Origin of the sequence: Psychrobacter immobilis, assembly GCF_904846235.1 — a bacterium.
GTDB lineage: Bacteria > Pseudomonadota > Gammaproteobacteria > Pseudomonadales > Moraxellaceae > Psychrobacter > Psychrobacter immobilis_C.
Genome location: NZ_CAJGZN010000040.1, coordinates 1 through 5600 on the forward strand (window position 1 = coordinate 1; position 5600 = coordinate 5600).

A 5600-nucleotide genomic window follows, 5' to 3' on the forward strand; every position below is an offset into this window, starting at 1 on the left:
TCCAAAAAGTGGTCGATGCCTATTCGTAACTGGACGTCTGCTCTGAATCGCTTTATGATTATGTTTGATGATCGTATTAGTAAGCATTTAATCTAAATGGCAGTTACACAGAATCTGGGATGGTCTCAGCTTAATACCTAAATACTGGACAAACCAAAAAGCAGTAACTAACACCTGTGCTATTGAGGTGTCGGCTACTGCTTTGACTAAAGCTATATAATTGGGCTTATCGTTCGATAGCCTTAACGATAATAAATACTAAAGCTGCTGCCCCCAGTTTTATTGGCTTGATGGGTTAATTCCCAATCCATATGCGTCATAATACGCTGCACGATACTAAGTCCTAAGCCCGACCCTTCAACCTTATTACTAAATGCCTTATCTGTGCTCGAATTGTCATCCGTTTTGCCATCCGTTTTGCCATCCGTTTTGCTATGCTCTAAACGCTCAAAGCGCTCATACAGCAGCGGCATCATACTCTCAGGAATACCAAGACCCGTATCAGTAACGACTATTTTGTCACTATCGATAGTTATGATGACTTCGCCATCATCTGTGTATTGAAAGGCATTTTTAATGAGGTTACCTAGCGCCATTTTTAGCAGTTCAGGACGCACGTTTGTAAAATACACTTGTTCAGCGATTATTGTACAAGTGACTGACTTATATTTGAGTAGATAGTTTAAGCGCTGCGCCTCATTTATAGCAATACTATTAATAGAGGTTTGCGGGGCATCCAGTTTTTCAGGGGCACGAGAGAGTAGTAATAAGGCGCTGATAATCTCAGTGGTCTCCTTTGCAGTCGTGTTGATACGGTTGGTAAATTCGCTTAAATAGCTGTCGTGCGCTAATTGGGAGGCTAATACCTCGGATGCGCCCATTATTATGGTTAAAGGGGTACGCAATTCATGGCTGACATCGCCTGTGAATAATTGCTCACGCTTTAGATACTGCTCAAGGTTATTATTTTTCTCATCAATCGCTCGTGCTAACACCCCAACTTCTGAGGGTAGGTGGGTTAATTCGGTTAAATTTTGATGATCGGTCTCTACCGCTTTTTTTAGATCTAATAAAGGCTTGATGATTTGCTTAGAGGATAAATAAGAGAATAGCGCAGCGATTAGTAAGCTCAAAAGGACCGCAATTTTTAGTGCATCAGCAAATATATCTTCTAGATTCTCAAAGATTGCTAAAACAGGATAATTCTCCATCGCCATTTCAGACCCTTCTAAGTAGGTCAAAATATAGTTTTGCTCATTTTGTGGATAAGCAAAAAAATGCAGATTAGTTTCAGTTTTACCCGCTTTATTATTTACGGTTACTCGCATTTCTTGAACGGTTCCGTTGGCTATTGTTTTTAAATTCTCAGGCGCACTATCATAACGATAAATTTTAATACCCGGATTTGCTGTATAAACAGCCTGTTCACCACATTTTTCTTGACTGATTTGTAGCTGCTGTAAAAGTCGCCCTTTCACTAAGTCCTGTTCAATTCGCATCTCAGCATACATAAAAATGCTGACGAAAGCCGTGCAAAGCAATAAAGCGAATACAAAATAGGAGATTCGAAACTTATTGGCGATTGAGTCTATAGTGAACATGGCAGACGCTTATTTAGTGTAAGGCAATAGATAGCGTAAGAAAAAATATAGATATGACTGCTTATAATAGACTCTAATCTGTAAATCGTATTGTGAAATTTTAGACTTTATCAGGGTTGATAATCTGATAGCCAACGCCCGCTATGGTCATGATCATCGGCTCAATAAACGGTTTATCAACTTGAGCGCGCACACTATGCATATGCGTACGTAAAGCATCGCTGTGAGGTATATCTTCACCCCATAATTTTTCCTCAAGCTCATTCTTATTGACGACTCGAGGTGCGGCGCTCATCAGGGTATTCAGTATTTTAAACCCTGTTGGCGTGAGCTTGAGTGATTTACCCTCACGAGTAACCGTGTGCTCATCGGTATTTAAAGACAGTTTGCCAACGGTAATATTATGTTGAAAATGATCGTCTTGATGCCGACGAATCAAAGCTTTAATACGGGATTCTAATTCGACGAGCGAAAAAGGCTTGACCAAATAATCATCAGCGCCACTATCAAAACCTGTGACTTTATCCAGAATCGTATCACGTGCCGTCAGCATGAGCACAGGTGTTTTATTATGCAATTCCTCTCGAAGCGCCTTGCACAATTTGGTGCCATCCATGCCAGGCAACATCACATCTAGTAAGATAACGTCATAACGATTATTTGAAGCTAGCGTTAAGCCACTAATGCCATTATGAGCATTGTCTAACTCAAAGCCTTTAGTCTCAAAAAAAGCGTAAATGTTGGCGACGATATCGGGATTGTCTTCAATAATAAGTATTTTATACATAATGGCTACTACTCTATAAAAAGCGTGAGGCGGATAAAAAATAATTTAATGGGTATACTGGAAAAAAGTAGGTTTTGATAGCATCTCGTCGGTGGTAATACCGAAAAATTTAAGTAAAGTTGGGGTAATAAAATCGTGTGATACTGGCTTATCAAGCATAAGGCTGTTTTTATCAATACTATTATTAGTAGGCGACCAAATAATGACAGGCACCTGCTTTTGCGCAGCGGGTGCTATAGAGTAAGGCAGGCCGTGCAAGTAGATATTATTCTCACCTAAACTCTCACCATGATCGCTAATATATACCATTACCACATCATAATCGGGCTCGTAAGTTTTTAGCGTATCAATCACGTTATTCAAGAAGTAATCGGTATAACGAATCGCATTGTCATAGCCGTTAATAACTGATTGGTCATCGCACTTGGATAGCTCATTGGTCATACAGACGGGTTTATATTCTTCAAAAGCCTTAGGATAACGCTTGTAGTAAGCGGGACCATGATTGCCCATTTGATGTAATAAAATCAGTGTATCTTTAGCAGAAGCGCCTGTTTTTACAAGCTTATCAAAACCATCAAGCATACCGATATCGCGACATTCATCATCGCAATTTGGATTGATATCGCTCGTTTTGTAGTCTTCAAAAGTCACTCGATCCGCCACGCCTTTAGAGCTTGAATTATTATCGCGCCAAATAACGTTTACGCCTTGTTTATTGAGCGTATCTAGCACGTTTTCATTATAGTCTGCTTCATCCGGATTATAGTCTGAACGATTAGCATAACTGAACATACAAGGCACTGAGTAAGCTGTAGAAGTACCGCAAGAGGTGGCATTTTTGAAGCTATAAATATTAGATTGCTTGGCAAGTAGTGGCATCGTATCGCGCTTATAACCATTTAAGCTAATATGGTCAGCGCGCACTGTTTCACCAACGACAAATACCATGAGTTTTGGTTTTGCTGTACTACCATTAGCAGCGTTACGTTTGGCATCAGTTGCGTGCAGTATCATCGTATCAGGACGGCGTAGCTCATCAATATAATCAGTACCGAGTTTGATGACTGAATAAATAGGAGTAATAGGATTGGTATAACTACGCACCATTTTATGCTGACGAAAAAAGGTGGCGTATTGATCACCAAAGGGCAATAAGCAAACGCCTACTAAGGCAATAGCCGCTATCAAAGTAGCTGTCTTTTGTAGTATCGAGCGTCGTAAGGAAGTAGGTTTTATTTTTAATTTGCTAATAATAACAGCAGGTACAACACCTAATATTAGCAGCCGAATAAAAAAGCTTAGCGACATCAGTTCCATCGCTTCTGCTTGATCAGTCTGTAAGCTATTAATTAGCATATTAGTATCAAATATGGTGCCGTAAGCATCGGTAAAATACCCGCACACAGCTGCTATCAGCACTAAAGCAATCAGCACTGGTTTGGCAATGGGTCGATAGCATAGCAACTGAACGATTAGCCACATCAAGCTAAATAATAAGCCTGAGAGAGACACTATAAAGCCAATGTTTGTGCTAAGTGGATAAACACTTAACACTTGCGTAAAAAAGCCAATATTGGCAGTAGCTATTAAATAAAGCACGACAATGATAATCAGAAAGCTAAGATTAATCTTGCGATCAAAAATTTTGCTTGCAAAGCTTTTTTTCGTATTAGCTTGATTACTAATAGTGCTAAGTGCTTGAGAGGGTAACATAAACGGGATTCTCAACAGGATCGTAAGGAGTATGATTCCTTACGATAGCAAGTAGCCTGTTAAGAAGACGTTAAGGGGATTGAATAGGAGTTTGTGTTTTAGTGCTACTATTGAAATTTTTCAGGTATGTAGGATCAAAACCCCATTATTAACCACATCACCTAAGAAGAGTGAGTTTGAAAAACGTTATTATGATCTTTTAACCCTGTCAGGCAGCGATGCCTGACTCAAGTAAATCAACCTTCGATATAGTCGGGGCGTTTTAGTTCAAGCTATTTTTGACAATATTTTGAGTATTTTGAGTATTTTGAGTATTTTGAGTATTTTGAGTATTTGAGTATTTGAGTATTTGAGTATTTGAGTATTTATGATCATATTTAGTGAGAATGGCCATAATCTAAAGCGGGCTGTATAGACTCTTTTTCAGCACGCTTATCGTCTTACTTTTCGGTGAAAGCCTTCAGATATGGTTTAGTAAACACAATCACCTAAAGTAGTCTGTCAAAAGTAGTTCCATCATATCAGTCTATTTTAAGTGGTCTATTAGTTGATAAGTGAACCTAATTAGGTAGTACCTTTGAGGCATACCCTACGATAACAGGAAATCCATCGCGGATGACAAAACCTGTTTAGCTTTTAAACAAGACGGGTTTGTCGATAGTATGTAAGATAAGTTGGAAAAGTAACTAGAGTGTAAGACTATTCATACTGGGTCTGAATCAAAGTTTTATTGTGATTAATTTCTGCTCAATATTATTCATTTGTCGCCATGATGAGTGATGGCGGCTTGTAATTTAGTTAGGAAAAATAATCTTGAGTAATAATATACGTTTGTATCATTTGTATCATTTGTATCATTTGTAGCAGAGCTTGTTCTAGGCTTCTTTACTTACACTTTTCTGTAAGTTATTTTTTAGTAAATGATCGAATATAAATGGGCCAAAAGGTAAGAGTGAGCCGAGTACGCCCGCAGGTATTGCCCAAAGAGGCATTTTCATTTTGATAGCTGAGCCTATAAGTATTATGATATAGGTAATAAACAAAATACCGTGTGCCATACCGATGTATTTCACACCTTCTGGAATATCCAGCATATATTTTAGTGGCATGGCGATGAAGAGCAATAATAAGAAAGAGGTGCCTTCTAGGTAGCCTATAAGGGTAAGACTTTTTAACGCGGTCTCTTGTTTTTTTCTAAGGCTGTGAATTTTTTCAATAGTTGGCTGAGCCTGTGACACTATATTTTCCTTTTGTTATTATCAATAAAGAATTTATGGATTATTCAATGTCTCTATAATAATGGCTCTACGCAGAGCTTTTAAGTATTGGGTTTTAAGACCTAAAATGAGTGAGTACCTATACCAGTCATACATTACCTTCCAGTTCACATTTTATAAACATACTCAAGTATAAAAAGTATTTTTCCGTATAGAGTGACTACGACGCTAGTTCATTTTGTTTGTGATAATCGGCATCAATGTGCTTATTTATTACGC

At 38.4% G+C, this 5600-nt stretch carries 4 protein-coding genes; all 4 read right to left on the reverse strand.

From position 1 onward, the window contains the following. Positions 1 to 242: 242 nt before the first annotated feature. A complete protein-coding gene (locus tag JMX07_RS13300) occupies positions 243 to 1601 on the reverse strand; it encodes a sensor histidine kinase (protein ID WP_102090549.1) in 1359 nt (452 codons plus the stop codon). 100 nt (positions 1602 to 1701) lie between these two features. Next, positions 1702 to 2388 (reverse strand): response regulator transcription factor, encoded by a 687-nt coding sequence (locus JMX07_RS13305; RefSeq protein WP_025645038.1) that lies wholly within the window; start codon positions 2386 to 2388, stop codon positions 1702 to 1704. A gap of 45 nt (positions 2389 to 2433) precedes the next feature. Beyond that, positions 2434 to 4104, reverse strand: a complete 1671-nt coding sequence (locus JMX07_RS13310) for a phosphoethanolamine transferase (RefSeq protein ID WP_102090548.1) — start codon at positions 4102 to 4104, stop codon at positions 2434 to 2436. Positions 4105 to 4979: 875 nt separating this feature from the next. After that, positions 4980 to 5342, reverse strand: a complete 363-nt coding sequence (locus tag JMX07_RS13315) for a DUF3817 domain-containing protein (protein WP_087813587.1) — start codon at positions 5340 to 5342, stop codon at positions 4980 to 4982. Positions 5343 to 5600: the final 258 nt, after the last annotated feature.

Bases quoted from the DNA above. Each gene is read 5' to 3' on its own strand.
- JMX07_RS13300 (WP_102090549.1), bottom strand. From the start codon at position 1,601: ATGTTCACTATAGACTCAATCGCCAATAAGTTTCGAATCTCCTATTTT.
- JMX07_RS13305 (WP_025645038.1), bottom strand. From the start codon at position 2,388: ATGTATAAAATACTTATTATTGAAGACAATCCCGATATCGTCGCCAAC.
- JMX07_RS13310 (WP_102090548.1), bottom strand. From the start codon at position 4,104: ATGTTACCCTCTCAAGCACTTAGCACTATTAGTAATCAAGCTAATACG.